The 26078-nt window shown below is 40.2% G+C and carries 22 protein-coding genes; 17 read left to right on the plus strand and 5 right to left on the minus strand.

Going from position 1 to position 26078, the window contains the following annotated elements; all coding sequences use genetic code 11:
- The first annotated feature begins 96 nt into the window (after positions 1 to 96).
- The 3 genes from gltB to J1N10_RS02840 all read left to right on the plus strand — a co-directional run bounded on the left by gltB (position 97) and on the right by J1N10_RS02840 (position 7737).
- A complete protein-coding gene (gene gltB / locus J1N10_RS02830; RefSeq protein ID WP_262325164.1) occupies positions 97 to 4614 on the plus strand; it encodes a glutamate synthase large subunit in 4518 nt (1505 codons plus the stop codon).
- A gap of 261 nt (positions 4615 to 4875) precedes the next feature.
- On the plus strand, positions 4876 to 6297 hold the full coding sequence (locus J1N10_RS02835; RefSeq protein ID WP_262325165.1) for a glutamate synthase subunit beta: 1422 nt from the start codon (positions 4876 to 4878) through the stop codon (positions 6295 to 6297).
- 231 nt (positions 6298 to 6528) lie between these two features.
- Positions 6529 to 7737 (plus strand): hypothetical protein, encoded by a 1209-nt coding sequence (locus J1N10_RS02840; RefSeq protein ID WP_262325166.1) that lies wholly within the window; start codon positions 6529 to 6531, stop codon positions 7735 to 7737.
- Between the two features lie 176 nt (positions 7738 to 7913).
- Here J1N10_RS02840 and J1N10_RS02845 read toward each other — a convergent pair whose 3' ends face one another.
- Positions 7914 to 8813, minus strand: coding sequence for an alpha/beta hydrolase (locus J1N10_RS02845; RefSeq protein ID WP_262325167.1), 900 nt, complete (start codon positions 8811 to 8813; stop codon positions 7914 to 7916).
- Positions 8814 to 8919: 106 nt separating this feature from the next.
- Positions 8920 to 9219, minus strand: a complete 300-nt coding sequence (locus J1N10_RS02850; RefSeq protein WP_262325168.1) for a Dabb family protein — start codon at positions 9217 to 9219, stop codon at positions 8920 to 8922.
- Between the two features lie 65 nt (positions 9220 to 9284).
- Between J1N10_RS02850 and udk the strand changes: the two genes are divergently transcribed.
- Together udk and J1N10_RS02860 are read left to right on the plus strand one after the other, a co-directional pair.
- Complete coding sequence (gene udk / locus J1N10_RS02855; protein WP_262325169.1) at positions 9285 to 9902, plus strand: uridine kinase; 618 nt, start codon at positions 9285 to 9287, stop codon at positions 9900 to 9902.
- Positions 9903 to 9908: 6 nt separating this feature from the next.
- A complete protein-coding gene (locus tag J1N10_RS02860; protein WP_262325170.1) occupies positions 9909 to 10625 on the plus strand; it encodes a 3'-5' exonuclease in 717 nt (238 codons plus the stop codon).
- An 83-nt stretch (positions 10626 to 10708) separates the two neighbouring features.
- Here J1N10_RS02860 and J1N10_RS02865 read toward each other — a convergent pair whose 3' ends face one another.
- Both J1N10_RS02865 and J1N10_RS02870 read right to left on the minus strand, forming a co-directional pair.
- Positions 10709 to 11515: an alpha/beta fold hydrolase gene (locus J1N10_RS02865; protein ID WP_262325171.1), complete on the minus strand. Its 807-nt coding sequence runs from the start codon at positions 11513 to 11515 to the stop codon at positions 10709 to 10711.
- A 6-nt stretch (positions 11516 to 11521) separates the two neighbouring features.
- Positions 11522 to 12238, minus strand: a complete 717-nt coding sequence (locus J1N10_RS02870; protein WP_262325172.1) for a pyridoxine 5'-phosphate synthase — start codon at positions 12236 to 12238, stop codon at positions 11522 to 11524.
- 169 nt (positions 12239 to 12407) lie between these two features.
- Between J1N10_RS02870 and J1N10_RS02875 the strand changes: the two genes are divergently transcribed.
- The 10 genes from J1N10_RS02875 (at position 12408) to murI (ending at position 22249) form a co-directional block, all read left to right on the plus strand.
- Positions 12408 to 13073: a CBS domain-containing protein gene (locus tag J1N10_RS02875; RefSeq protein ID WP_262325173.1), complete on the plus strand. Its 666-nt coding sequence runs from the start codon at positions 12408 to 12410 to the stop codon at positions 13071 to 13073.
- An 18-nt stretch (positions 13074 to 13091) separates the two neighbouring features.
- The gene (locus tag J1N10_RS02880) at positions 13092 to 14519 is read left to right on the plus strand and encodes a BamA/TamA family outer membrane protein (RefSeq protein WP_262325174.1); all 1428 of its coding nucleotides are present in this window, start codon (positions 13092 to 13094) and stop codon (positions 14517 to 14519) included.
- Between the two features lie 21 nt (positions 14520 to 14540).
- Positions 14541 to 15419, plus strand: a complete 879-nt coding sequence (locus J1N10_RS02885) for an NAD kinase (RefSeq protein WP_262325175.1) — start codon at positions 14541 to 14543, stop codon at positions 15417 to 15419.
- Positions 15420 to 15586: 167 nt separating this feature from the next.
- Positions 15587 to 16291, plus strand: coding sequence for a type IX secretion system protein PorG (gene porG / locus J1N10_RS02890; RefSeq protein ID WP_262325176.1), 705 nt, complete (start codon positions 15587 to 15589; stop codon positions 16289 to 16291).
- 15 nt (positions 16292 to 16306) lie between these two features.
- Positions 16307 to 17050 (plus strand): isoprenyl transferase, encoded by a 744-nt coding sequence (locus J1N10_RS02895; protein WP_262325177.1) that lies wholly within the window; start codon positions 16307 to 16309, stop codon positions 17048 to 17050.
- Positions 17051 to 17112: 62 nt separating this feature from the next.
- Positions 17113 to 19704, plus strand: a complete 2592-nt coding sequence (gene bamA / locus J1N10_RS02900; RefSeq protein WP_262325178.1) for an outer membrane protein assembly factor BamA — start codon at positions 17113 to 17115, stop codon at positions 19702 to 19704.
- 64 nt (positions 19705 to 19768) lie between these two features.
- A complete protein-coding gene (locus tag J1N10_RS02905) occupies positions 19769 to 20281 on the plus strand; it encodes an OmpH/Skp family outer membrane protein (protein ID WP_262325179.1) in 513 nt (170 codons plus the stop codon).
- Between the two features lie 14 nt (positions 20282 to 20295).
- Complete coding sequence (locus tag J1N10_RS02910; protein ID WP_262325180.1) at positions 20296 to 20808, plus strand: OmpH/Skp family outer membrane protein; 513 nt, start codon at positions 20296 to 20298, stop codon at positions 20806 to 20808.
- Positions 20809 to 20831: 23 nt separating this feature from the next.
- Positions 20832 to 21344 carry an OmpH/Skp family outer membrane protein gene (locus J1N10_RS02915; RefSeq protein WP_262325181.1) on the plus strand — a complete coding sequence of 171 codons (513 nt, stop codon included), beginning with the start codon at positions 20832 to 20834 and terminating at the stop codon, positions 21342 to 21344.
- Between the two features lie 80 nt (positions 21345 to 21424).
- Positions 21425 to 22249, plus strand: a complete 825-nt coding sequence (gene murI / locus J1N10_RS02920; protein WP_262325182.1) for a glutamate racemase — start codon at positions 21425 to 21427, stop codon at positions 22247 to 22249.
- A gap of 48 nt (positions 22250 to 22297) precedes the next feature.
- Here the strand turns inward: murI and J1N10_RS02925 are convergent, their stop codons facing one another.
- Positions 22298 to 22825, minus strand: coding sequence for a gamma carbonic anhydrase family protein (locus J1N10_RS02925; protein WP_262325183.1), 528 nt, complete (start codon positions 22823 to 22825; stop codon positions 22298 to 22300).
- 375 nt (positions 22826 to 23200) lie between these two features.
- Between J1N10_RS02925 and J1N10_RS02930 the strand changes: the two genes are divergently transcribed.
- Positions 23201 to 25048 carry a 2-oxoacid:acceptor oxidoreductase subunit alpha gene (locus J1N10_RS02930; protein ID WP_262325184.1) on the plus strand — a complete coding sequence of 616 codons (1848 nt, stop codon included), beginning with the start codon at positions 23201 to 23203 and terminating at the stop codon, positions 25046 to 25048.
- Between the two features lie 3 nt (positions 25049 to 25051).
- Positions 25052 to 26068: a 2-oxoacid:ferredoxin oxidoreductase subunit beta gene (locus J1N10_RS02935; RefSeq protein ID WP_262325185.1), complete on the plus strand. Its 1017-nt coding sequence runs from the start codon at positions 25052 to 25054 to the stop codon at positions 26066 to 26068.
- Positions 26069 to 26078: the final 10 nt, after the last annotated feature.

The raw sequence follows: 26078 nt of genomic DNA on the forward strand, positions 1-26078 counted from the left end.
TTCTAAATGAAAGATATTGTAATTCATCCAATCCAATGGCGAGAATGAGAACCTTACGAGGGGGTAACAGTAGATTTTTCTCTTAAAACAAACAGTATGACAAAACGATTTCCAAATCCTCAGGGGTTGTATGATCCCGCAAATGAACGTGATAATTGTGGGATTGGGTTTGTTGCCAATATTAAAGGTACACAATCCAACGAAATAGTGGTGAGAGGCTTGGAGGTGCTTACAAATATGACACACCGTGGAGCTGAGAGTTCTGATAACAAATCGGGTGATGGTGCAGGTATACTTATGCAAGTACCTCATGAGTATTTTTCGACGTTTGGATTTAATTTGCCAACTGCAGGAAAGTATGGAACAGGATTGGTGTTTTTGCCTCAGGATGAGAAAGAAGCAGCTTATTGTCAGCAAGTGCTTGATAGGTATTTTGTGGCCGAAGGACTTGAATTAATTGGTTATCGTGATGTGCCTGTTGATAGCGATGTGATTGGTGAGATTGCCAAAGGTACTGAGCCAACAATTTATCAGGTATTTGTGAAAGGTAATTATGAGCAAGATGCCTTGGAACGCCGTTTATACCTGGCTCGCAAACAAGCTGAGAATACTATTAGGGGATCTGAATTAAAAGAGAAAGAAGCATTTTATTTGCCTAGTTTGTCTTCGAAGATATTTATCTATAAAGGGATGTTGACACCTGAGCAATTAGGACTCTACTTTTTAGATTTGAAAGACAGAAGAGTAAAGAGTGCAATTTCTCTGGTTCACTCACGCTTTAGTACTAATACATTTCCAACCTGGGATTTGGCGCAACCATTCCGGATTATGGCCCACAATGGTGAAATTAACACCATTAAAGGGAACCGCCTTTGGATGCAAGCGCGCGAAAGTTTGTTAGAGTCCGATTTGTTTGGCGATGACCTGAAGAAGTTGTTCCCGGTGATAACGCCTAACATGAGTGATTCGGCTTCTTTAGATAATGTGTTGGAGTTTCTGTTTCTCACAGGGCGTTCATTGCCGCATGCTTTAAGTATGCTGGTGCCGGAATCGTGGAACAGTAAAAATCCGATTCCTAAAAGTCTGAAAGCTTATTATGAATACCACTCCACTATTATGGAGCCCTGGGATGGACCCGCTTCTATCGTATTCTCCGATGGCCGTTATGTGGGTGGTACTTTGGATAGAAATGGTTTACGTCCATCGCGTTATGTGATAACCAAAGATGACATGATTGTGATGGGCTCTGAAGTAGGTGTTCAAACTTTTGCTGCCGACGAAATAAAAGAAAAAGGCCGTTTGAAACCGGGTAAATTACTTTTGGTAGATACACAATTGGGAGTTATCATCCCCGATGAAGAGATAAAGTCACAGTTGTCAAAGCGTCGTCCTTATGCTAATTGGTTAAAGGAGAACCGAATTCGCATGCGCGAAATTGACGTGCAACAGCGTGTGCCTTCAGGTTTAGGTGATAAATACGATTCGTATTTAAAAGCATTTGGTTATAATCGCGAGGATTTTGAGCAAATTATTGCCCCGATGGCCAAAACTGCGGGAGAGCCAATTGGTTCGATGGGTAACGACACGCCTATAGCCGTATTGTCCGAGAAACCGCAACGATTCTTCTCCTACTTCCGACAATTGTTTGCCCAGGTAACTAATCCTCCTATCGATCCTATTCGCGAAGGATTAGTGATGGCTTTGACCAACTATATTGGTTCAGTATCCAAGAATTTACTGCGCGAAGAACCATCGCAGTGTCGCTCAATTAAATTTGAGAGTCCGTTGATGACCAATACCGATTTGGGTAAGATTAAGGATTATATGCGCGAGGAGTTTACACACGTGAAGATTCCAATGACTTTTCCGGTTGATAAAGGAGGTAAAGGCTTAGAAGAAGCGCTTGAAACTATTTGTCAGTCAGCTGAAAAAGCGGTTGATGAAGGGATGAACTACATCATTTTAAGCGATCGTGATATTGATGAGAAACACGCACCTGTTCCCTCGTTATTAGCTGTGGCAGCTACGCACCATCATTTAATTAAAGCCAAAAAGCGAATGCAGGTTGGTTTGGTGGTAGAAACCGGAGAGGCGCGCGAAGTGATGCATTTTGCGTTGTTGCTTGGGTTTGGAGCAAGTGTAATTAATCCATATGTATGTTTTGCTACCATCAATGAAATGGTGAAAGAAGGTAAAATAGACATGGATTACGCTGCGGCACGTGAAAACTATATCAAAGCCGTTGATAAAGGTTTATTGAAGGTGCTTTCTAAGATGGGAATCAGTACTTTGCGTTCTTACCATGGAGCTCAGATTTTTGAAGCTATTGGTGTGTCGGAAGAAGTGATTAATAAATATTTTATTGGAACACCAACCAAGATTGGTGGTGTAGGGCTTGCAGAGATCGCAAAAGAAAGTATTCTGGATCATCAAAAAGCTTTTAAACCTGTTTTCCAAAGCAATCCTTTTGATACTAAAGGAAGTTATGCCTATCGTAAGTATGGTGAGAAACACGGATGGAACCCAGAAACAATTGGTTTGTTGCAATGGGCCACATCTGAAGGCGATTATAGCAAGTATAAAGAATATAGCCGTCAGGTTGATCAGGATAATCAAACACCATTGTTTATTCGCGGCCTGATGAAATTGAAAGAGAGACAATCAATTGATATCAGTGAGGTAGAGCCTGCTTCTGAAATTATGAAGCGTTTTGTGACTGGTGCCATGTCTTATGGTTCAATATCTAAAGAGGCACACGAGGCGATGGCTTTGGCGATGAATGAAGTAGGTGGTCGAAGTAACACAGGTGAAGGTGGCGAGGATGCCAAGCGTTTCAAGAGTCCGGCACGAAGCTCTATTAAGCAAATTGCCAGTGGCCGATTTGGGGTCACTAACAATTACCTGACCAATGCTGATGAGTTGCAGATTAAAATTGCTCAGGGTGCTAAGCCGGGTGAAGGTGGTCAGTTGCCAGGTTTTAAAGTGGATAAGATTATTGCCAGTCTGCGTAATTCAACGCCTGGTATTACATTGATTTCACCACCGCCACACCACGATATTTATTCCATCGAGGATTTAGCACAGCTGATATATGATTTAAAGAGCACCAACCCATCGGCACGCGTGAGTGTGAAGCTGGTATCAGAAAATGGTGTGGGTACAGTAGCTGCCGGTGTGGCTAAGGCACATGCCGATTTAATTGTTATTAGTGGTACCGAAGGCGGAACAGGTGCCAGCCCAACAAGTTCCATCAAACATGCTGGTTTACCAGTTGAGATTGGTTTGTCAGAGACGCAGCAGACATTGGTGATGAACAATCTGCGTGGTCGTGTGAAGTTACAAACCGATGGCCAGTTAAAGACTGGTTTAGATGTGATTAAGATGGCCTTATTGGGTGCTGAAGAATATGGATTTGCAACATCGGCCCTGGTAACACTAGGTTGTGTGATGATGCGTAAATGTCACCTGAATACATGTCCGGCAGGTATCGCTACTCAGGATGAAGCCTTAAGAAAGCGATTCATAGGTAAATATAAATACGTAGTGAACTTCTTCAATTTTATTGCTGAAGAAGTGCGTGAGAACCTGGCTCAGCTTGGGTTTAAATCATTGGACGAGGTGATTGGCCGTACTGATCTAATGGAGCAGAATCCTGAAGTTGGTAACTGGAAGTCGCAGGGTGTTGATTTAAGTCGTTTGTTATATTTCCCGGAAGAAGGTAAGAAATATCCAATTCGAAATACAAGTGAACAAGACCATAAATTGGATGAGGTGCTGGATCGTCGCTTGATAAAGCAGTCGCAATCAGCATTGATTAACCAGCAGAAAGTATGGATGGCCAGCGATATTATTAATACCGATCGCACAGTTGGAGCCATGTTATCGGGTGAGGTATCTAAAAAGTATGGAGAAGATGGCTTACCCAAAAATACCATTAACTGCACGTTCAATGGTTCGGCAGGACAGAGTTTCGGTGCCTTTTTAACCAAAGGAATTAGTTTTCGTCTCGAAGGTGACGCCAATGATTATTTAGGCAAAGGTCTGTCGGGAGGTAAGGTGATTGTTGTACCGCCACAGGGAACAACTTTCAAGCCTGAGGATAACATTATTATTGGTAATACCGTGCTATATGGAGCAACGAGTGGTAACTTGTATGTACGAGGTGTAGCCGGAGAGCGTTTTGCAGTTCGTAATTCAGGTGCTCATGCTGTTGTTGAAGGTGTAGGCGATCACTGCTGTGAATACATGACCGGAGGACGTGTTGTGGTTATCGGACCAACGGGTAGGAACTTTGCTGCCGGTATGAGTGGAGGTATTGCCTATGTATTAGATGAAGAAGGTAATCTGGATTATTATTGCAACAAAGGCCTGGTTGACTTAACACCGGTGGAAGATGCCGCTGATGTTCAGGAGTTGCAGTTTATGCTTAACAAACATCTGTTACATACTAATAGTACCAAAGCTCAGGAGGTGTTAGTCAATTGGACCACCTACCTGCCAAAGTTTGTAAAGGTTATTCCTTTTGAATATAAAAAGGTACTTCAGGAACAGAAGATTAAAGAGTTGGAGCGAAAACTTAAGGAAACCGAGGATGCTCCTCACTTGAGAGAGTAGGTTAAGTCTGAAACTTTCCCCCTTCGCCTAACGGCACTTCCCCCAGGGGAAGATTCTCCCCACGATTGCTATCGTGGGAGATACCCGAAGGGAGTGGAGGATTAGAACCACGAGGGATAAATAAAATGACAAGCTGCAATTAGCTATTAGTCATAAGCCAATAGCAACAGCTAATAAAAACATAAAAGAATATCGGGGGCATAGGAGAATGAGTGAAAAGGCTCAATGGAGCCGCCCCGATTTCTTTAAATATTGATGATTATGGCAGATCCAAAAGGTTTTATAAAATATGCACGCAAAGAAGGTGGTTACAGGCCAGTTAATGAGCGTGTGGATGATTATGGTGAAGTGGAGCAAACGCTTAATGTTGCAGACCGCACCTTACAGGCATCGCGATGTATGGATTGTGGAATTCCATTTTGTCACTGGGCTTGCCCGGTTGGCAGTAAAATACCCGAATGGCAGGACGCTGTTTATAAAGGTGAGTGGAAGCTGGCGAGTGAAATATTGCATTCAACCAATAGTTTTCCTGAGTTTACCGGTCGCATTTGTCCTAATCCTTGCGAGAAATCGTGCGTGCTGGCCGTGCACGAAGAGGCCGTGACCATTCGAGAGAATGAGTGCTCTGTTGTGGAGCGTGCTTTTGCCGAAGGGTACATTGAACCGCGCATCCCTGAACAAAGAACCGGTAAGAAAGTGGCTGTTGTTGGAGGTGGACCCGCTGGTTTGTCAGTTGCTGATTTATTAAACCAGGCGGGTCATTCCGTAACGGTTTATGAAAAAGATGATGCAGTGGGAGGTTTGCTTCGCTACGGTATTCCTGATTTTAAACTAAATAAGAAAGTTATCGACCGTCGTATAGCCATTTTCGAAGAGGAAGGCATCATCTTTAAAACGAGTACTTCTGTTGGTGAAGATGTAAAAGGTGAGGACTTGGCGAAGGAATACGATGCGGTAGTATTAACCATTGGCGCTATGCAACCACGCGATTTACCTATTGAAGGGCGCGATTTGGATGGTGTGCATTTTGCCATGGATTTTCTGAAGCAACAAAACAAGGTTAATCGAGGTGAGGTCTTTACCAATGGCGAACGTATTTTAGCAACTGGTAAAAATGTGCTGGTTATTGGAGGTGGTGACACTGGTAGTGACTGTGTAGGAACATCCAATCGTCAGAAAGCTAAGTCGGTTACTCAAATTGAGATTTTGCCGAAACCGCCGGAAAAACGAGCTCCCGGTAACCCATGGCCTTACTGGCCTGCTACGCTTAAGACATCAACATCGCATGCCGAAGGTTGTGAACGTAAATGGAGCCTGAATACCAAACGTTTTATTGGTGAAAATGGAAAGCTAAAGCAAGTGGAGTTGGTTGAAGTAGAATGGAATAAAGGTGAAAACGGGCAGTGGCAAATGACGGAGAAGCCTGAGACAACGCACACCATGGATGTTGAGTTGGTAACCTTATCGATGGGCTTTGTGAGCCCGGTGCACGAAGGTTTAGTGAAAGAGTTTAATCTGGAACTGGATGCACGAGGTAATATTAAAGTGGATGAAATCTATCAGACCAGCAAAGCCAATGTGTTTGCCGCCGGCGATGCCGCTTCGGGGGCCAGTTTGGTGGTGACTGCCATTGCCAAAGGACGCGAAGCGGCAAAAAATGTGCATGAGTATTTGAGTAAGTAATGTAAAGTGAAAAAAATGAGATGTGACGACCTAATGTTTTTAAAACCTTAAGGTCTGGAAATACATCTCTGACAAAAATAATTATCAATTAGGGTTGTTATTAAATGCGAGAGAGCCGCTTCGATTTTGAAGTGGCTTTTTTCGTTTTAGCATAAGTGTAACCTTTCGCTTCATTGTCACATATACAGGAAAGAGTTTAATACATAAAGGTTATTAATGTAGGATATGTATATGAGGCGATTGAATGCAATAGTGGTGGTAGCTATGGTGCTGGTTTTTAGTTCGTGCGTTAGCGATGAGTTAAGCGATGCGTTTAGTGAGAGGGGTGCCGAAAACGATAAAAATATCCTGTTGGATAGTTCAGACGCATTGTATAGTGAGATTGTACAATTAGGCGTGACAGATTTTGCTGAGGTGAGTCATTCGATGCACCAGCGAATAAGTAATGTCGAATTATCAGGTAACGGGCAATTTGTTGAAGCACTGATTGGTTTAGGACAGTTGATGTACGAAGCCGAATCGTCGGATTGTTACTTCGATGAGCTGATGGATCTGACGTTTGATAAAGAGTACTACTGCAATGTGTTGTATGCCGAAGGAACAGGTGTGTGGCACTGGGATGCGATTCAAAACAACTTTGTAAAAACAGAAGAACACGATACAGAAGTGATCTTTATATTCCCGGCGACAGATAATGTTGAAGGTGATATGGCAGTGCTGAGTATTACTGAATTAACTATCTACGATGGTTTATTCCCTGGGAAAGGAAGTGTACTTGAAGATGGAACTGTGATTAACAATGCACTTGAGGCATTGCGATTTAATATTAAAGTCAATGACGAATTGATATTAACCAGTAATGTTTTGAGCACATTTAGCACCAGTGGTTATTACGATGATGTGGCAATGACCTTTAATCCGACTCCTTATAATTTAAAAGGAGAGATGGCTCGCACCGATGATAAAGGTTATTGGGTGTTTGCTTTTAGTAATGATGATGAGCTTATTCTAAATCAGGATTTTAACTTATCGATTGATATTAACAATGAGCAAATGCCGATAAGTAGTATTGACAACGATTTGCAAATAAAAAATATTGTTATTGAAACCGCCGCTCATACAGGAAAGCTATACAACGAATTACTCATAGTAGATGAACTTACTGAAGGCAGTGAGGAGCATGCTACATCATTAGCATCGGTACTGAATACTTATGCTGATATGTTTGTGCGCTATAGTGGCGATAATTCAATAATTGCCAAGGTGGATGCTGTCACTAAATTTGATGCTGACAAAAGTAATTGGTGGGTCGATCTTGAATTCGAGTTTAGCGATGGTAGCAGGGTGAGTGGTGATGAGTTTTTTGACGATTATCTGACTAATTTTAAGTTAGAACTTGAGCATATGGTGGGTGAGTTTGGGTGTAAATTTGGTATTTGACTCTTGATGCCTGATTAAATATAATCGATGAAGTAAGAAAGGTGCTGGTTTGCACCTTTTTTATTGCTAGCACCATAAACGGCCTTTTCCCCTTTTGCCTGGCCAAAAGGGAAGTCCCGTATTGAAGATGCGGGGATGGGGATAAATGACCAAAAACCTAAAAGGTATAACAAAACCTATTCTTTCAACATCAACTCCAGCGGAATGTGCAATCGCTCGCGCCAGGCTGCCTCGGTGTGTTCGGCGCCTTCAAACTTTTTCGAAACCAGGTTTTTATTCATCGTATAACCATTTAGCAACAGCAATGAATCGACATGAAGTTGGTATGGTTCATATAAAGAATCGAGAGTGGCTGTTCCATAATCGAAATAAAAGCGGTGCGACCTTGGATTAGGCAAATTATGCTTTAGGTAATTGATGGTGATGCCATCGGCCGCAGGCCAGTGGGTCGACATGCATATAGCGCCTTCAAATATGCCTGGGTATTCGCAAATTGCATAACAGCTTATTAAACCTCCCATGCTCGAACCCATTATAAAGGTATTGGCTTTATCGGCTTTTGTGCTGTATGTTTTGTCGATGTATGGTTTCAGCTCACGAACGATAAAGCGAAGGTAACGATCGGCTAGCATGCCTTGCTCAAAAATCTCAGGATTGATGTAGACGTTCTCCATTTCCAGTATCTTTTTTTGCTGATCGCTTGGGGTTAGTTTCCAGCCCCGCTGTGGAAAATACTCGGCATGGCGCTTTTCAGCATTATTCCAGATACCAACTACAATGCAGTCGCGGATGCGTTGGTTGCTCATCAAAGTTGTCATTACTTCGTCCACTCCCCACTCCTGTTTATTCCATGTGTTTCTGGCGTCAAAAAGCATTTGTCCGTCGTGCATATACAAAACGGCATATTGCTTGTCTTTGCTATATCCATTGGGCAGCCACACGTCAACTGTGCGTGCATCTACATACTCTGAATTGAAGAAGGCATGGCGTACAACTTTGCCCGATGAGACTTTAACATCTTGCGCGTTTAATGATAAGGCGAGAAAAAGTATGAGAGGCAGAAGAACTGATTTCATGAGAGTTGTTTTTGTGGTTTGCATGTCGTATATAATATCAGCAAGATATACTGAAACGTCAAGCTTTTTCACATGTATGTCTTCTGTCCTCTGTCTTCCGTCGTTCTCAATACTCGTAATCAACGCAAGAACGAGCTTCTAATACTTCACGAATGATTTTACCAACCGCTAAATGATCTGGGTGTTTGGCGTAAATGTCCAAATCTTCCATCGTATTAAAAGTTGTCGTGAGTGCAATGTCAAAGGCTTCGTTCTCATTGCAATTCAAGCCTACTTCAATTGTTTTTAAAGCGTCTATTTTACCAGTTAGCGCCAATAAGCCGTCTTTAATTTCATTTAGTTTTTCGGTCTTCAATGCTTCGTTTTCAAAGCTTTTTAGCTTAAATAAAACAATATGCTTAATCATAATCGAATAATTTACTTATTTTGTTTGAGTTATAATATTAACAGTTACAAAGCAAAAATACGAAAATGCTAATAATTGGAATTGCTGGAGGAACAGGATCGGGTAAAACAACGGTGGTGCGCAAAATAATGGAACAGCTGCCTGATGGTGAGGTGGCAATTTTGCCACAAGATTCATACTATAAAGATAGTAAGCACCTGCCTCTGGAAGAGCGTCAGAAAATCAACTTCGATCATCCCAACTCCATAGAATGGGAGTTGCTAAAACATCATGTCGAAGAATTGAAGGCGGGGCGTTCAGTTGAAATGCCGCAATATTCTTATTTAACTTGTACACGTTCAGAAGAAACAGTCAAAGTAATGCCTCGCGATGTGGTCATTGTGGAAGGTATTTTAATTCTTGGTAACAACGAATTACGCGATTTGATGGATTTGAAGGTATTTGTGCATGCCGATGCCGACGATCGTCTTTCTCGAGTTATACAGCGCGATATTATGGAGCGTGGTCGTACGGTAGAAAAAGTGTTGGAGCGTTATGATGAGACCGTAAAGCCAAGTCATTTGCAGTTTATAGAACCGACCAAGCGTTATGCTGATTTAATTGTTCCACAAGGAGGCCAAAACCAGATTGCGATTAATATTTTAACCCATTTTATTGAGCGAAATTTAACCAGCTTAAACTAAAAAACGATGTTAGATAATATAAAAGTAGAAGATATCATGTTCCTGGATATCGAAACGGTACCACAGGAAGCGGGTTTTGATAATGTAGCACCTGAATTACAGGTGTTATGGGAGAAGAAATCGGCTTATTTCAGAAACGAGGAAGAATCACCTGCCGATGTATATGGTCGTGCAGGTATTTATGCCGAGTTCGGTAAAATAGTGTGTATCTCAGTTGGTGTTATTTCGGCTCGTGGCGGCAAACGCATCTTTCGGGTAAAATCGTTTGCCGGTGATAACGAAAAAGTACTGCTCGAAGATTTTGCGCAAATGCTCAATCATTTTGCTCGTGATGTTCATAAAAATATATGCGGACACAATGCCAGGGAATTTGATTTTCCTTATATCGCCCGCCGCATGTTAATCAATGGCGTTACGCTTCCGCCAATGCTCGATGTGGCTGGTAAGAAGCCATGGGAAGTCAAGTTTTTAGATACCATGGATATGTGGAAGTTTGGCGATTATAAACACTACACATCGCTTAACCTTTTAACAACCATATTTAATATTCCATCGCCAAAGGATGATATTGACGGTAGCCAGGTAGCCAGTGTTTTTTATGATGAAAAAGATGTCGCTCGAATTGCCCGCTATTGCGAAAAAGATGTGTTGGCAACGGCTCAACTATTCTTGCGCTTTAAAGGTGAGGATTTAATTGACGAGGATGCCGTTGAACATGCGTAGTGTGTGGTGAATTGGTAATTTGTTAATTCGGCGATAAGTAATCGAATAAGCGAATAAACAAATTGCCAAATAAACAATAAAAGTCAATCCAGTAGAAAATAGGCCAATGTCTTAATCAATAATTCCGGCTGTTCGGCGTGCAACCAATGACCGGCTTTTGGAATGGTCACTAATTCAGCGTCTTTAAAAAACTTGCGCATAATCAGCGTATCCTCATCCATCACATAACCTGATTGCTCACCTCGAATAAAGATAGATGGTATGTTAACCCTGGTGTCATCAGGATCGAGGTTTGAAAAGCCATCCATAATACGTTCCAACGTTTGTCGAATAACAGGTAGGTTAAGACGCCATTGATATTGGCCGTTTTTGCTACGTTCAATATTTTTCAGCAAAAAGTGTCTCAAGCCAGTGTCTGGCAGATGAACTGATAATTGTTCGTCAATGGCTTTTCTGCTTGATATGCCTTCGAGCTTAATGCTTGATAAACTTTTTATTATCTGTTCGTGGTTGTTGGTTATTTGTGCATAGTTACTAAACGACGCATAGGATTTTGGTGCAATATCCAGTATAACCAGCTTTTGAATGCGCTCGGGGTGAGCTAAAGCAAAGCGCATGGCTGTTTTGCCACCCATGGAGTGGCCAATTACATGCGCTTTATCTATTTCTTTATCGTCTAAAAATTCAAGCAGGTCATTTGCCATGCTTTCATAATCGTGAATATCGCTGTGCGGCGATTGACCGTGGTTACGCTGGTCAAGCAAATAGACGTGGTAATCTTTTTCCAACTGACGTGCTATGGAAACCCAATTGTCTGATGCGCCATACAAGCCATGCAGAATAACCAGTTTTGGTCCTTCATGCCCAAATTCACGATAAAAAAGTTTCATAAGAGGTTATTTAATCAGTTGTTGCTGATACAACTGAATAGTTTTCTCTAATCCAATGTACAAGGCATCGCTAATTAGAGCATGACCAATAGATACTTCTTTTAAATAAGGAATGCGTTGATTGAAATATTTCAGGTTATCTAAATTTAAATCGTGACCTGCATTGATTTTTAAACCAATTTTATTTGCTAATTCTGCCGCTTCAACAAATGGAGCAATTGCTGCTTCACGATCTTTGGCATAATCAGTTGCGTATGGCTCGGTGTATAACTCAATACGATCGGTATTGGTTTTTACAGCCCCTTCTATGTTTCTTAAATCAGTATCAACAAAAATCGACGTGCGGATGCCGGCTTCACTAAATTGACCAATCACATCCTGAAGAAAAGTGACGTTTTTCACCGTATCCCAACCTGCATTTGACGTCAATGCTTCAGGTGGATCGGGCACTAATGTTACCTGGTGCGGCTTGACTGCCAATACAAGGTCGATAAAGTCTTTAGAAGGATAGCCTTCAATATTAAATTCTGTTTTAATTACAGGTCGTATGTCGTATACATCCTGGTAACGAATGTGGCGCTCGTCGGGTCTGGGGTGAACAGTTACGCCATCGCCACCGAACTCTTGAACATCAATGGCTGCTTTTAATACATTAGGAGTATCTCCTCCTCTTGAATTTCGAAGAGTAGCAACCTTGTTTATGTTAACACTTAGTTTAGTCATTGCTGTTTTATTGATGAACGCCTTTTAATGTGTGATGAATTATAAAATAAACTATCGCCTAATTTTGTTTGTTATAATGTTTGACAGTATTTTTAATACTCAAACAATTACACCTCAAAAGGGTTCTTTGTTGTCGCGCAAAATTATAAAGTATTTCGAAAAGTAATCTATGTTGGCAAGAGAATTAATATCAGAAGTAGTACCTTCTTTGAAAACTTCAGACACAGGGCTTGATGCTCTTAACTGGATGGAGGTGTTCAGGGTGTCTCATTTGCCAATCGTTAATAACCGGGCTTTTCTTGGGGTCATCAGTGATGTTGATATCTATGATTTAAACAAGGCTGAGGAGGCTTTAGGCAATCATTCGCTGTCATATACAAGACCTTATGTTTATGCTCATCAGCATATTTTTGATGTGATTGAAGTGGCTTCGCGACTGAAATTAACCATCGTACCGGTGCTCGATAAAAATGAAGAATACCTTGGTTTAATTACACAAAGTGATTTATTGCACACTTTTGCTGATTTAATTGCTGCGCATGCATCGGGTGGAATAATTGAGTTGGAGTTGCTTCCCAATGATTATTCATTGGCTGAGATTTCGCGAATCGTAGAAGATGCTGATGCTAAGATTTTGAGTTTATACGTTTCGCAACCACATAATTCAGAGAAATTATGTATTGCAATTAAGCTGAACCGCGTGGATGTGAGGCCGGTATTAAATGCTTTTGAGAGATACGATTATTCAGTTAAAACAACATATGTTGGGGATGATTCCTACGACGATACTGTGAAAAAAAACTACGACGCGTTAATGAGGTATCTTAATATGTAGGGCTTAAAGGGATAGTTTATGGGTAAGGTTTATTACAATGCCCTTAAAATAATAGTTGTTGTGGCCGCAATTTTGTGTTGCGATTGCATTGCTTATGCCTCTAATGAAGAATCTCCCAAACAGACAACCAGTGACTATGTTGTGGTGCAACAAATAATAATCTCAGGTAATAAAATCACAAAACCGAGGGTCATTTTAAATGAACTCATTTTTAAAAAAGGTGATAAACTACTAACCAATCGCTTGGGACAAATTGCCAAGCGGAGTCGTCATAATTTACTGAATACTTCCTTGTTTAATTTTGTTTCGATTCGCTATACTTTACAATCAGATAACACCATTATTTTTCATCTTAATGTGGATGAACGATGGTATTGGTGGGTTTTTCCAATATTCGAAGTAGCTGATCGCAACCTGAGTTCCTTTTTTAATAATGGCGATTGGTCAAGGGTGAATTATGGTGTTTACCTTAAGCGGGATAACTTTCGTGGACGAAACGAAAAGATTATTGCCCGGTTACGATTAGGTTATGCTACACAAATTCTACTTGGGTATATGTCCCCGGAATATAATAAGCGGGGAGGCTGGGGGGCTTCATTTAGTTTTCAAATGTATGATCAGCTTCCTTATACCACCGAGAATAACCAGCAGATTTTTATGGGGCTTGAAACAGAATTGGCCCAGGTTACTTATCGGGGCTTACTTTATTATTCATTGCGTACCAATTTATACCAAAGGCATCGGGTGCAAATAGCCTATAACAATTTTAATGTCAGTGATTCAATTATTGATTTAAATCCAGGTTATTTAACACAAGGCGATAAGCACCTTCAATACCTCGAGCTGAGTTATGAATACGATTTTGATAAGCGTGATTCAAAAATATATCCTTTAAAAGGGACGCGGTTGAGATTAACAGCTACTCAAACAGGATTTGGTTTATGGCAGGATGATTTGAAGAACTTCAAGTTAGGAGGCAGTTTGGATAAACACATTGAATTGAATGACCGTTGGCATTGGGCTAGTAATGTATATGGTGAATATAATACCAGTAATTCATTGCCATATGTGCTTAATGCCGGAAGCGGTTATAAGAGTTTTCTCAACGGTTATGAACTCTATGTGATTGATGGAACCCGTCAGGCCAGCATGAAGAATCAAATGGTGTTTACGTTGTTGCATCCCCGGGTTAAAAACATTGGTTTTATGCCATTAACACAGTTTGCAAAAATTAATTATGCGTTTTATCTCAAGGCATTTTATGATTTTGGTTATGTGTGGCAAGAGAATCCACCAATAACTAATACATTTGTAAATGATTGGCAATATGGTTATGGTGCCGGACTTGATTTTGTGACATTTTACGATATGGTCTGGAGCTTTAATTATTCGGTCAACCGATTTAAGGAACGTGGTTTTTTTGTTCATTTTAATCTGGCCATTTAAGTCATTAATAATTTAATAAACATGAGAATAGCCGTATTTGGTAAACAGTTTGGAGAGGTGTTTTATAAAGCCTGCAAGAGCTTGTTCCAGATTCTGAAAGATAATAATGTAGAGGTAGTCATTCATCAGTCTTTTTATGAATTTTTGCTCACTAATGTTAAGATGAAGCCTGATGTCAGTGATTTCTTTACTACTCATGAGGATATCAATGATGTTGATTTGCTGTTCAGTATCGGAGGCGATGGTACCTTTCTTGAGGCGGTTACTTACGTACGTAATAAAGGCATTCCGATTGTAGGTATTAACAGTGGACGTTTGGGTTTTTTGGCTGATATATCACAGGGCGAAATGAAAGTAGCTATTAAAGAGGTGATTGAAGGGAATTATAAGACGCGTCAGATTGATTTAATTACGCTGGAAACGGGCGATAATCATTTTGGGGAATACAATTTTGCTTTGAACGAGTTGGCTGTTTCTAAACGCGATAGTTCAGCTATGATTACTATTCATACCTACGTTAATAATGAGTTCCTGAATTCTTTTTGGGCCGATGGCTTAATTGTATCAACCACAACAGGTTCAACGGCTTATTCGTTAAGTGTAGGAGGACCAATATTACACCCGAGCAGCAAGAGTTTTGTTATAACGCCTATTTCGCCGCATAATTTAAATGTGCGCCCAATTGTGGTGCCCAACGATGTTGAGGTGACATTAAAGATTGAAGGTCGTGACTCTAAATTTCTGGCTTCGCTTGATTCAAGGAGTAAGGTGCTCGAAAATACCGTTCATTTAAAGGTGAAAAAAGCAGATTTTAGCATCAATGTTATCGAATTGGCCGGGCATACATTCTACACAACCTTGCGCAATAAATTAATGTGGGGTGTTGATAAGCGCAATTAATCTTTATTTTAGTGCAATAATTTTCAAAAAATGGTGTTTAAATGATACCGTTCAGATGACTGTGTGGTTAGGTATTAGACGCCGATTTATGTATCCGGGACAAAATGCTATATACGATATTCGCAAAATATAATTTTAAGCCTTTGAAGAGATGTTTAACACTAACAATGTTAGCTGTTTGCACCCTGTTTCAGAATCATTCAATTGAAGCACAGGACAGGCTTGAGTTGGGAGCATTCGTTGGTTCATCCTACTACTTTGGCGATTTAAGTACCGGCGTACCTTTTGCCAATTCGCATGTGGCAGCCGGAGGTATCGGTCGTTATGTGTTTACCGATCGTATTGCCTTGAAAGCAATGGCGCTATATGGAACCATAAGTGGTGATTATCATGGGCAGGATTTAAAATACCTCGAATCAACACCAAACGCCAATTACAGTTTTAAACGAAGTATTGGTGATGTGTCAGCTCAGATAGAGCTTAATTTTCGTTCATACGACCACAAATTTATCTCAACAACAACATTTACACCATACATTTCTTTTGGGCTTGCCACAACTATTTATAACAGAATTGATACAGATGTTGAAAATTCTGCGGGCAAACCAAGTTTTATATTATCTTTGCCGTTCGGTATAGGTGCGAAGTACAAGATTAACAAATATATTCGGGTGGGTGCCGAATGGACTTTCCGAAAAACATTTGTTGATGACTTGGACTACATGGGCGAAGGAAGCGTTGATCCTTCTGACCCTTATGGATTTGGAGAGAGCACTTTTACTCATAACAACGATTGGATATCGTTTGCAGGTGTGTACGTTACAATAAGTATGTTGAAGCGGAAAACCAAATGTAATGATGGTATAAAATAAAGACAGGTTGAAAGTATGTCGTTAAAAGACGAGCTGAAGCAAGATAGACTGCCCAGTCATGTGGCGATTATTATGGATGGAAACGGACGCTGGGCTAAGAAGCGGGGTAATGCTCGCGTTTTTGGTCACAAGCATGGTGTTACAGCCGTGCGCGAAGCAACCGAAACAGCAGCCGAACTTGGTATTAAATACCTTACGCTTTATGCTTTCAGTACCGAAAACTGGAACCGTCCGAAAACAGAAGTAGATGCATTAATGAGTCTGCTTGTTTCTACCATCAGTTCCGAAACATCAACTTTGATGAAAAACAATGTTAGGTTGAATGCGATTGGCTGCAAAGAAGCATTGCCAAAGGGCGTTCAGGCTAAATTGGATACCTGCATTCAAAAAACATCAGAAAATACCGGTTTAACATTAACATTGGCATTAAGCTACAGCTCTCGGTGGGAAATTATTGAAGCTGTAAAAAAGATTGCTGCCGATGTAAAAGCCGAACAGCTTAATGTTGAAGATATTAATGCTGATGTGATATCTGATAAAATGGCCACGGCCGGAATTCCTGATCCCGAATTAATGATCAGAACCAGCGGTGAACATCGAATAAGTAATTTTTTACTTTGGCAGTTAGCTTATTCTGAGCTATATTTCTGCGACATTTTATGGCCCGACTTTAGGAGAGATGATTTTTATCGGGCTCTGCTTGATTTCCAGGGACGAGAAAGACGTTTTGGAAAAACAGGTGATCAAATAAAAAAATAAGGCTAAAGCATGATGAAGAAGAAGGATGTGATGATTGATGCTGGCCGAAAACGAACAAATTAATGAATTGCATGGAAGGTAATATGCGTTATAAAGTATTATTTGTTTTTCTATTTATATTATCCTTTATAAATATAAACGGACAAACGTCTGATATTCCTAATATATCCTACTCTGGTACCCCGCGAAAATATACAATTGCCGATATTGAGGTAACAGGGGTTCAAAATCTGGATCCAAAAATATTGGTGAATATCAGTGGGCTGAAGGTGGGTCAACAAATTACCGTTCCGGGTGATGAGATCTCTGAAGCCATTAGACGATATTGGCAGCACGGGCTGTTTTCGGATGCGAAAATTAAAGCCAAGAAAATTGAAGGACGCCAAATTTATCTGGAAATATACCTGAAAGAACGACCTCGTTTATCAGAGATGTATTTTTCTGGTTTGAAAAAGAACGAGATTGAAACGGTAGAGGAGAAAGTGGCGATGATGAGAGGTTCGCAGGTGACGCCTTTTATGGTGTCGAGAGCCGAGAAATACATCACCGACTATTTTGTGAGTAAAGGTTTTTACAATACCGAAGTTAACATTGTTCAAAAGGATGATCCATCGAAGCCTAATCATGTGACCCTTGACATCAATGTTGACAAGAAAGATAAGGTAAAAGTGAAATCCCTTACCTTTGAAGGTAACGAGGTACTAAGCGATGGTAAGTTGAACCGTACCATGAAAAAGACCAATGAGAAAGGGCAAATCCTTAATTTCTTCAGAACAAAGAAATTCGTGGTTGAGAAATACGAAGAGGATTTAGCTGCTGTTATTGGAAAATACAATGAACTCGGTTATCGCGATGCTCGAATTGTTACTGAAGAAGTATCGAAAAATATTGAAGACAATACCGTTGATGTAAAGCTTGTCTTGGAAGAAGGAACCAAATATTACTTTGGTGACATCAGCTGGGTGGGAAATACTATTTATCCATCTGAATTGTTAGATTATAATTTAAGAATCAAAAAAGGTGATGTTTTCAATCAAACGTATTTAGATGAGCGTTTGATTAGTGATGAGGATGCGGTTCATAATTTATATATGGACCAGGGATATTTATTCTCAAACATTTCACCTGTTGAAACCGGTGTTCGTGGCGATACCATTGATATTGAGATGCGTATCTACGAAGGTCAGCAGGCCACTATTAATAAAGTAATCATCCGTGGTAACACCAAAACGCACGAACATGTGGTTCGTCGTGAGGTAAGAACCAAACCTGGACAATTATTCAGTAAATCAGAATTAATTCGTACGGTACGTGAATTAGCGCAGTTGGGACATTTCGACCCTGAAAATATTTCTCCTGATGTACAGCCAAATCCGGATAACGGAACAGTTGACCTGGTATATCAGCTAGAGGAAAAAGCCAATGACCAGATTGAGTTATCCGGTGGTTGGGGAGCCGGTATGTTCGTTGGTTCATTAGGTTTGAAATTTACCAATTTCTCAATGCGTAACTTCTTTAACAAAGAAGCGTGGCGCCCGCTTCCAACAGGAGACGGACAAACTTTAGCTTTAAGAGCACAAACCAATGGTAAGTTTTACCAGTCATATAGTTTATCATTTACCGAACCTTGGTTAGGTGGTAAAAAACCAAACTCGTTGAGTTTCTCTATTTATCATTCTATTCAAACCGGTGTTAGTTCAAGTTATTACGATCCTCGTTACAGTATGTATGGAGGTGGTTATGGGTACGGTAGTGGTTATGGTAGTGGATATGGTTATGCAGATGCAGATGATATTGACCAGCACATGAAAATTACTGGTATGTCGCTTGGTTTTGGTAAGCGTTTGCGTTGGCCCGATGATTACTTCTCGTTATATACTGAAGTAAGTTACCAACGTTACGACTTGTTAGACTGGAACTACTTTATTATGCAGAATGGTATTTCCAATAACCTGAACTTTAAAGTGATGTTAAGTCGTCGCTCTATTGATAATCCAATCTATACGCGTGAAGGTTCAGACTTTTCTGTAGGTTTAGAATTTACTCCTCCTTGGTCGATGTTTGAAGAAGACCGTGACTGGTCTAAAGCAACTGATGAAGAGAAGTACCAAAAGATTGAATATCATAAATGGACGTTTAAAGGAGCTGTTTACAAGCCAATTGATGCTGCTCGTAAATTAGTGGTGATGGGACGTATGGAAATGGGATTCCTTGGTTACTACAACAAAGACCTTCAATCGCCATTTGAGAAATTTGTACTAGGTGGTGATGGAATGGCTGGATTTAGCATGTATGGTAGTGAAACAATTGGCTTGCGTGGATATGAAAACTCTTCATTAACACCTTATAATACAAGTGGGTCATACGATGGTAATATTTATAATAAATTAACCATGGAAGTACGCTATCCTTTAGCGCTTCAACCATCAGCAACCGTATTTGCCCTGGCATTTTTAGAAGCAGGTAATGCTTGGAGTCAGTATGAAAACTATAATCCATTTGAATTAAAACGTTCAGCAGGTGTTGGTTTACGTATCTTTTTACCAATTTTTGGATTAATGGGTATTGATTGGGGATACGGATTTGACGATAGTATCTACCGAAGCAATGCGGGTGGTAGTCAGTTCCACTTTGTTATTGGTCAAAGTTTCTAACTATGAGGTAGATATTAGTTTGGTTTGATTTTTGTTTAGATTTGGCGTACTAAATTATAGAGCTATGAGAAACTTCGTTTTATTATCCTTATTGTTTATTGGGCAGATGGTGTTTGCTCAAAAGTATGCTTTTGTAGATTCGGAATACATACTACGTAATGTGCCTGCTTATGAGGCCGCCAATGAACAACTAACACAGTTATCAACCAAATGGCAAGCTGAAGTTGAACAGCGATTTGACGAAATTGCTCAGCTTTATAAGAATTATCAAGCCGAAAATGTTTTTCTTTCTAATGAGATGAAAATCAAGCGTGAGAATGAAATCATCGAAAAGGAAAAGCAAGCGAAGCAATTGCAGCAAAACTATTTTGGACAAGAAGGTGAGCTTTTTAAACGGCGGGAAGCATTGATTAAACCTATTCAGGATGAGATATACAATGCGATTGTTGATATATCATCAGAAAATAATATCGCAGCTGTTTTTGACAAGGCATCAGGGATGGGAATTATGTATGTAGATACTAAGTACGATATCAGCGACGATGTGCTGATAGAGCTTGGATATAAAAGTGAATAACTAAAAGAGAAAATATGAAGATTTACTATGCACTGGTTGCACTAGTTTTAATGGCCATTGGTACCGTTAATGCGCAGCAACCGATGAAGTTTGGACATATTAATAGTGCTGAAATACTGCAAGCGATGCCTGAATTGAAGGCTGTTGAAACGCAATTGGAAGCTGACTATAAAGAAAAAGAGGCGCAGCTGATGACTATGCAGGAAGATTTAACCGCCAAACAGCAAGCTTACCAAAACGATGCTCCAACCTTATCAGATACAGATAGAGCAGCGCGTGAGCAGGAGTTGATTGAGCTAAATCAGAAAGTTCAGAATTACTACATGCTATCACAACAGCAAATTCAGGCGAAGCAAAATGAATTGCAGGCACCGATTATTCAAAAACTAAAAGCTGCTATTCAGGAAGTAGGCGACGAAGAAGGATTTTTGTATATCTTTGAGATGACTAGTCGCGTGCCAGTGTTTGCATCTGATAAAAGTATTGATGTAGCACCTCTGGTTAAGGCTAAATTAGGAATTCAGTAATCACGAAATTAAAGAAATAAAATATGAAGTTTTTAAAAGTATTAGTAGTTGTTGCTGCCGTTGCTTTTGCAGGAAAAGTTCAGGCGCAAGATTTAAAATTCGGTCATGTTAACATTCAGCAGATGGTTGCAGAATTACCAGAAAAAATTGCTGCTGATAAAGAATTGCAAAACGAGGCCACTAAACTACAAGAGCAATTGCAGGTAATGCAAAAGGATTTGCAGAACATGTATAACAATTATATGGCTTCTCGCGATACTTTACCTGATTTAATTCGTGCTACAAAAGAAAAAGAATTACAGGATACAGAACAGCGCCTACAGGGTTATAGCCAAATGGCTCAGCAGTCGTTAGGACAGAAAGAACAGCAGTTGTTACAGCCAATCATTATGAAGGTTCAAAAAGCCATTGATGAAGTTGGTCAGGAGCAAGGTTTAATCTATATCTTCGATATCAGTACACAGGTAGTGGTTTATCATTCAGCTAAAAGCGTTGATTGTGCCCCATTGGTGAAAGCTAAATTGGGCGTTCAGTAAACCAACGATATAACTTTTTTAAAGCGGGTGGCTATGTTTAGTCACCCGCTTTTGTATCTTTATGTTGCTAAGATAATATTATGGAGCAACCCGGACCTATCGCAGTTTTTGATTCTGGTTATGGCGGATTAACCGTTTTAAATAAAATCCGTCAGCATTTACCGCAATACGATTATATTTATTTGGGCGATAATGCTCGAACACCTTACGGTACCCGTTCGTTTGAAGTGGTGTATGAGTATACGCTTGAGGCCGTTAAAAAGCTGTTTGACATGGGTGCACATCTGGTAATTCTGGCGTGTAATACAGCTTCTGCAAAAGCATTACGAAATATTCAGCAAAAAGACTTACCACTCATTGATTCAAACAGAAGAGTGTTGGGCGTTATTCGACCAAGCATTGAGGTGGTTGATGAGCTGAGCGATAGCAAACATGTGGGTGTTTTAGGGACTGTTGGAACTGTACAGTCCGAATCTTATCCGATTGAAATTAACAAGCTGTTTCCGAACATCAAGGTCTCTCAAGAAGCATGCCCGATGTGGGTACCATTAGTCGAAAATAATGAATCATTCAAAGATGGGGCAGATTACTTTGTAAAGCAGCATATCGATGGTTTGCTTTCTATGGATAAAGCCATTGATACGATTATCTTAGGTTGTACGCATTATCCCTTATTAATGGATAAAATAAGGCAGTATTTGCCTGGTCATATTCAACTGGTGGAGCAAGGCGATATTGTTGGTGAAAGCCTGAAAGATTACTTAAAGCGTCATCCGGAAATGGATGATAAATGTAGTAAAGGCAGTTCAGTGCATTTCTACACTACCGAGCAGGTTATGAAGTTTAAACAAACGGCAGGTATATTCTTCGAAGGAGAGCTCACCGTAGAGCATGTGGTTCTTTAAAGCATATAGACCTTAAGGTTTATAAAACCTTAAGGTCTACGAATGGTCTTATTCTTCTCCGTCTTCCTTAAACCAACCGGCATACATTAGGTAGTTGTTGGCTATTTTCTGAACCATTTCTCTTGACTGTTCCGGTTCAATATCTTTCACTTTTTTGGCTGGTACACCTGCATACACACTGTTTGGTTCCACAATGGTTCCGGTTAATACCAATGAGTTGGCGGCAATAATCGAATTGGAGCCAATAACAGCATGATCTAAAACGGTTGCTCCAATGCCAATAAGTACATTGTCTTCTATTTTAGCACCATGGATGGTTACATTGTGTCCGATAGAAACATTATCGCCAATCTCAACCACCGACTTTTGATAAAGAGTATGTAGAACGGAACCATCCTGGATGTTCACCTTATTGCCAATGCGGATGGAATTTACATCTCCACGCAGAACAGCATTGAACCATATACTGCAGTCATCTCCCATTTCTACATCACCGATGATGGTGGCATTTTCAGCCAGATAAGCATTCTTTCCAATCTTGGGCGTAAAGCCTCTTACTGTTTTTATTAGTGCCATATTTTGATTTATTTATAATTATTCACATATTTAGATAAGTAATAGTTATATGCTCGCATAGAACCTGGCCACAACTTTTGACAAAAGTACAATCATCAACTGTAAGAAATAAGAACAACGGCGATAAAGTATAGTTCGTAAAGGATAATTCCAAGGAATGAGCGTATGTTAAAAAAATGTGTTGTATAACACAAGGTTTAGCACGGTTGAACATGACAAATATCAATAAGTGCGCATAGCCATATCTCTACCTTTACTCCCGTTTTCAAGAGGAAATTAATGTTGATGAGAAATTGCTCTTTAACATTGATTTCCTTTTTATTGATTGCTTAACTTTGTTTTAATATATAGATACAAATCAGAACCTTGTCAATCATGGGTAAAAGGTCAAAAGTAATTGAAAGAGATGAAGTAGTAGTAAGGTTTTCTGGCGATTCTGGCGATGGAATGCAGCTAACAGGAACCTTATTTTCTTACACCTCTGCAATTTTCGGAAATGATATATCAACATTTCCAGATTATCCATCTGAAATTCGAGCCCCTCAGGGTACCATTAGTGGTGTATCGGGTTTTCAGGTGCATTTCGGACATACCGAAGTTTATACTCCGGGCGACTATTGTGACGTACTGGTGGCGATGAATCCTGCCGCATTAAAAGCGAATGCAAAATGGATGAAGCCAGGTGGTACAGTTGTGTTAGATGTGGATAGTTGTGATGAAAAGAACCTGCGCAAAGCTGGTTATGAAACCAACGATCCAATTACAGAAAGTAAACTGGGAGATTACAATATTGTAAAAGCACCAATCACCACTCTTACCAAAGAGAGTTTAAAAGATATGGGCTTAGACAATAAGAGTATTCTGCGTAGTAAAAATATGTATGCTCTTGGTTTGGTGTATTGGTTGTTCGATCGTCCTTTAGACCACACAAAAGATTATATTAAGAAGAAATTTGCAAAGAAACCATTGGTTGTTGATGCAAACATTAAAGTGTTAGAAGATGGTTACAACTACGGTAACATTATTCAGGCTTTAACACCTTCTTACCACATTCACCCTGCCGATATTAAAAAAGGTAAATACAGAAACCTTAGTGGTAATACAGCCGTTGCTTGGGGTTTCTTAGCCGCTGCAGAGAAAAGTGGATTGGAGTTATTCTTAGGTTCGTACCCAATTACTCCGGCTACTGAAATACTACAAGAATTAAGTGCACGCAAAGATTTAGGTGTAAAAGTATTTCAGGCAGAGGATGAGATTGCTGGTATTTGTACATCTATTGGTGCAAGTTTCGCAGGTAACCTTGCTGTTACAACTACTTCTGGTCCTGGTTTGGCTTTAAAAGGTGAAGCCATTGGTTTGGCCGTTATTGCTGAATTACCATTAGTGATTGTAAACGTTCAGCGTGGTGGACCATCCACTGGATTGCCAACAAAAACAGAGCAGTCAGACCTTATGCAGGCGCTTTACGGACGTAACGGTGAGAGTCCTGCTGTGATCATTGCTGCTAGTTCACCAACCAACTGTTTCGATTATGCATTCTATGCAGCTAAAATTGCTGTTGAGCATATGACACCGGTTATTTTGTTGACAGATGGTTTCTTGGCGAATGGTACGCAGCCTTGGTTGTTACCAAACTTAGATGAGTGGCCAACCATCAACGTGCCTAAAGCCGATGTAAACGATAAAGACTGGCATCCATATAAACGTGATGCACAGAAGCTAGCGCGTTACTGGGCAGCTCCCGGAACGCCAGGTTTAGAGCACCGTATTGGTGGTTTGGAAAAAGATGAGCATTCGGGCGCTGTTTCACACGATGCATTAAATCACCAGCGTATGGTTGAAATTCGTGAAGAAAAAGTACAGCGGATTGCTAATGATGTGCCTGAATTAGAGTTGCTAGGCGACGAAGATGCAGATACGTTAGTTGTTGGTTGGGGTGGTACATTCGGCCATTTATTTACGGCAGTAGACGAATTGCAGAGCGAAGGACATAAATTAGCATTGGCACATTTCAACTATATCAAGCCATTGCCACGCAATACTTATGAAGTGTTGAAGCGTTACAAAAAGATTGTTGTGTGTGAATTAAACCTTGGGCAATTTGCCGATTACCTGACAATGAACTTCCCTGATATTCAAACTTTACGTTACAATAAAGTACAGGGGCAACCATTTACGGTAGTAGAATTAAAAGAACATTTTAAAACATTGCTGGAGGAGTAAACGATGGCTGAAAATTGTCAAGTAAAATTCACAGAATTTAAAAGCGACCAAAGTGTAAAATGGTGCCCTGGATGTGGTGACCATGCCATTCTTAATTCGGTTCAGAAAGCAATGGCTTCTTTGGGATATAAAAAAGAAGAAGTAGCAGTTATATCTGGTATTGGATGTTCATCGCGTTTCCCATATTATATGGAGACTTATGGATTTCATACCATTCATGGACGTGGTTCGGCCATTGCTTCAGGTGTTAAAGTAGCAAATCCTGAGTTGAAAGTATGGCAAATAACAGGTGACGGTGATGCACTGGCTATTGGTGGTAACCACTTCATCCATACTATTCGTCGTAACATCGACTTGAATGTTATTCTTTTCAATAACCAGATTTATGGTTTGACAAAAGGGCAGTATTCACCAACATCAAAGCGTGGTTTTATATCTAAAACATCACCTTTTGGTACGGTTGAGTCACCATTCCGTCCGGGTGAACTTTGTATTGGAGCGCGTGGTCAGTTCTTTGCCCGTTGCATCGATAAAGATTTAAAGCATTCGGTAGTAATGTTGGAAGAAGCTGCTAAACATGAAGGAACATCAATAGTGGAGGTGTTGCAGAACTGTGTTATCTATAACGATAAAACGCACAATGCTATTACTGATAAAGCGTATTCAGCAGATCGTACAATCAAGTTGGAGCACGGTAAACCAATGCTTTTCGGAAAAGAAATGAACAAAGGTTTGATGCTTGATGGATTAAATCTTAAGGTAGTAACTGTTGGCGAAGATGGGATAACTGAGGATGATATATTAGTACATGATGCAGAGTGTGAGGATATTACACTTCACTTGAAATTGGCTGATATGGAATATCCAGAGTACCCGGTTGCGCTTGGTGTTATTCGTTCTGTTAAAGCACCGGTTTACGACCAGTGTGTAGAGCAGCAGTTAGCTGAGGTGCAGGAAAGATCAAAAATAAAATCATTTAACGACCTGATTCACTCAGGTGATGTTTGGGACGTTGAATAATTATTTTTTA

Origin of the sequence: Carboxylicivirga litoralis, from assembly GCF_025499605.1 — a bacterium.
Classification (GTDB): Bacteria; Bacteroidota; Bacteroidia; order Bacteroidales; family Marinilabiliaceae; genus Carboxylicivirga; species Carboxylicivirga litoralis.

What these genes read in the sequence shown, in the direction of transcription:
- bamA (WP_262325178.1), top strand. Translation starts at nt 17,113, where the DNA reads ATGAATTGCATGGAAGGTAATATGCGTTATAAAGTATTATTTGTTTTT.
- J1N10_RS02835 (WP_262325165.1), top strand. Translation starts at nt 4,876, where the DNA reads ATGGCAGATCCAAAAGGTTTTATAAAATATGCACGCAAAGAAGGTGGT.
- J1N10_RS02930 (WP_262325184.1), top strand. Translation starts at nt 23,201, where the DNA reads ATGGGTAAAAGGTCAAAAGTAATTGAAAGAGATGAAGTAGTAGTAAGG.
- J1N10_RS02885 (WP_262325175.1), top strand. Translation starts at nt 14,541, where the DNA reads ATGAGAATAGCCGTATTTGGTAAACAGTTTGGAGAGGTGTTTTATAAA.
- J1N10_RS02910 (WP_262325180.1), top strand. Translation starts at nt 20,296, where the DNA reads ATGAAGATTTACTATGCACTGGTTGCACTAGTTTTAATGGCCATTGGT.
- J1N10_RS02875 (WP_262325173.1), top strand. Translation starts at nt 12,408, where the DNA reads ATGTTGGCAAGAGAATTAATATCAGAAGTAGTACCTTCTTTGAAAACT.
- porG (WP_262325176.1), top strand. Translation starts at nt 15,587, where the DNA reads ATGTTAGCTGTTTGCACCCTGTTTCAGAATCATTCAATTGAAGCACAG.
- udk (WP_262325169.1), top strand. Translation starts at nt 9,285, where the DNA reads ATGCTAATAATTGGAATTGCTGGAGGAACAGGATCGGGTAAAACAACG.
- J1N10_RS02895 (WP_262325177.1), top strand. Translation starts at nt 16,307, where the DNA reads ATGTCGTTAAAAGACGAGCTGAAGCAAGATAGACTGCCCAGTCATGTG.
- gltB (WP_262325164.1), top strand. Translation starts at nt 97, where the DNA reads ATGACAAAACGATTTCCAAATCCTCAGGGGTTGTATGATCCCGCAAAT.
- J1N10_RS02870 (WP_262325172.1), bottom strand. Translation starts at nt 12,238, where the DNA reads ATGACTAAACTAAGTGTTAACATAAACAAGGTTGCTACTCTTCGAAAT.
- J1N10_RS02925 (WP_262325183.1), bottom strand. Translation starts at nt 22,825, where the DNA reads ATGGCACTAATAAAAACAGTAAGAGGCTTTACGCCCAAGATTGGAAAG.
- J1N10_RS02845 (WP_262325167.1), bottom strand. Translation starts at nt 8,813, where the DNA reads ATGAAATCAGTTCTTCTGCCTCTCATACTTTTTCTCGCCTTATCATTA.
- J1N10_RS02915 (WP_262325181.1), top strand. Translation starts at nt 20,832, where the DNA reads ATGAAGTTTTTAAAAGTATTAGTAGTTGTTGCTGCCGTTGCTTTTGCA.
- murI (WP_262325182.1), top strand. Translation starts at nt 21,425, where the DNA reads ATGGAGCAACCCGGACCTATCGCAGTTTTTGATTCTGGTTATGGCGGA.
- J1N10_RS02905 (WP_262325179.1), top strand. Translation starts at nt 19,769, where the DNA reads ATGAGAAACTTCGTTTTATTATCCTTATTGTTTATTGGGCAGATGGTG.
- J1N10_RS02880 (WP_262325174.1), top strand. Translation starts at nt 13,092, where the DNA reads ATGGGTAAGGTTTATTACAATGCCCTTAAAATAATAGTTGTTGTGGCC.
- J1N10_RS02840 (WP_262325166.1), top strand. Translation starts at nt 6,529, where the DNA reads ATGAGGCGATTGAATGCAATAGTGGTGGTAGCTATGGTGCTGGTTTTT.
- J1N10_RS02865 (WP_262325171.1), bottom strand. Translation starts at nt 11,515, where the DNA reads ATGAAACTTTTTTATCGTGAATTTGGGCATGAAGGACCAAAACTGGTT.
- J1N10_RS02850 (WP_262325168.1), bottom strand. Translation starts at nt 9,219, where the DNA reads ATGATTAAGCATATTGTTTTATTTAAGCTAAAAAGCTTTGAAAACGAA.
- J1N10_RS02860 (WP_262325170.1), top strand. Translation starts at nt 9,909, where the DNA reads ATGTTAGATAATATAAAAGTAGAAGATATCATGTTCCTGGATATCGAA.
- J1N10_RS02935 (WP_262325185.1), top strand. Translation starts at nt 25,052, where the DNA reads ATGGCTGAAAATTGTCAAGTAAAATTCACAGAATTTAAAAGCGACCAA.